Origin of the sequence: Aquiflexum sp. (genome assembly GCF_041751335.1) — a bacterium.
Taxonomy (GTDB): domain Bacteria; phylum Bacteroidota; class Bacteroidia; order Cytophagales; family Cyclobacteriaceae; genus Aquiflexum.
Window position 1 is genome coordinate 1 of sequence record NZ_JBGSXS010000105.1, and the last position, 1,766, is coordinate 1,766.

The following is a 1,766-nucleotide window of genomic DNA, read 5'->3' on the forward strand; positions in this document are numbered from 1 at the left end:
AAGCAATGAATTATCAGAAGTTTTGGTCAACCACTGGACCTATGGCACTACAATAGATGCTGAAGGTAGTATAAAAAGAATACTAAAGAAATCCGGAAATCCGGAAAATCCACTTCCTATTAATACAGGCAGGTTTGAAGGTTTAAAGGTCATAGGACCGGACAAATCAATTGCAATACTTAAAGTGGATACAAAATCTTTTTTCACTTTGACTAGCAGTGGAAAAGATCATGCTGATTTGTTGGAAAAAGCGCTTGAAGCCATCAACATACAGTCTACTAAATTATAATGTATTAAAGGCACCTGTCCATTCGTATGGACAGGTGCCCAAAACATATGAGTTTACAGCAGAGATTTATTGAAGAAATCAAGACAAACCACCGAATCATTCGGAAAGTATGTCTGGTTTATGCCAAAAACAGAGATGATCAGGAAGACCTCTTTCAGGAATGCCTGTACAATGCCTGGAAAGCATTTCCAAAATTCAGAGCGGATTCAAAATTTTCGACATGGCTCTATAAAGTAGCACTCAATACCGCGCTGTATCAAAACCGTAAGAGTAGGGTGATAAATAGCGAGGTGAGTTTGGAAAGTATCGAAAACAGTGAAATTGACCATCAGGATAACGACCAACTTTCACAGCTGTATATTGCAATTGCAGGGCTCAATGACATAGAAAAATCAGTCATACTGCTGCATTTGGAAGGTATGTCCTACAAGGAAATCGGAGAAATTACTGGATTTACCGAAAGTAATGTGGGGGTAAGATTGACCAGAATAAAAGACAAACTTAAAAAAATAATGACTGAAGATGGATTTTGATCAATTAGAAAATATCTGGAAAAAGGCTGATAACCTGGCAACAAGAGATTCTGAAGAAGCATTGCACCAAAAGTTGATGGCTGTTACTGGTACACAGCGAAAAATCAAGAAATATTTCCGTTTTGAAATGGTGATTATGGTTTCATCTGTGATTTTCTTCAGCACTGTAGCTTTATTGAACGGAGGCTTGGAACCATACTTCTACAAGTTGTTTGTATTGGTCCTAATAGGCAGTATACCTATAAATGTCCGTCTGTTTCTGAGTATGAAAAGGATTTCAGGAATTGACTATGCAAATGACTTACAAAAAAATCTCATCAAGGCAAGAAATCACCTGAAATTCACCATCCGGATATATTTTGGCCTTATTGTTTTTTCAGTAATTGCATTGGTTGTGATGAGCTGGTTAGATAGCTATTTTCTACAACTCCCCTTTGCATGGCAGATAGGGGTTATAGGATATTTATTCATATTCTTCATTGCCTCCCTTTACTTGGTAAACAAACTTTATGGAAAGAGGCTAAAAGAACTTGAGGAATTGGTGGAGGAACTGTAAAGATACCTGTTATAGCGTAATCCAATAAGTGCCAGAAATTAATATTTCCATCTTATTGGGTTGTAAACAATCAAAACTTCTAGCGGTGTTGAGAAAAAATTACCCAATCTTAGAAATACTTTGAAAGCTATAAATGTTTGAAGCCTCATTTTCGTACCATTTTAAAATGAAATTCAACTACCAGTTGAATAATTTGGTGTTTTAAATACTATGCAAAGGGATAAAATTTGGTGCAGAAAATAAACCCAAAAAAATTATATTGCTTCATGATAAAAAGGGAGCTGAGACCAGGAATTTTAGATGTTTTGACCTTTCCAAATGGACCTACAAATATGAAATATACTTTTCAATATTTTGGCTCCATAATCACCTATTATTCAAAATTGAA

The 1,766-nt window shown here is 35.6% G+C and carries 3 protein-coding genes; all 3 read left to right on the forward strand.

The window, feature by feature from the left end:
* Window positions 1-289 (forward strand): hypothetical protein (locus ACEW8U_RS06030; RefSeq protein WP_373521138.1); only part of this gene is annotated, 289 nt, incomplete at its 5' end.
* Window positions 290-336: 47 nt separating this feature from the next.
* Window positions 337-822, forward strand: coding sequence for an RNA polymerase sigma factor (locus tag ACEW8U_RS06035; RefSeq protein WP_373521139.1), 486 nt, complete (start codon window positions 337-339; stop codon window positions 820-822).
* Complete coding sequence (locus tag ACEW8U_RS06040; protein WP_373521140.1) at window positions 812-1,378, forward strand: hypothetical protein; 567 nt, start codon at window positions 812-814, stop codon at window positions 1,376-1,378. Before ACEW8U_RS06035 ends, ACEW8U_RS06040 begins: the two co-directional genes overlap by 11 nt.
* Window positions 1,379-1,766 lie beyond the last annotated feature (388 nt).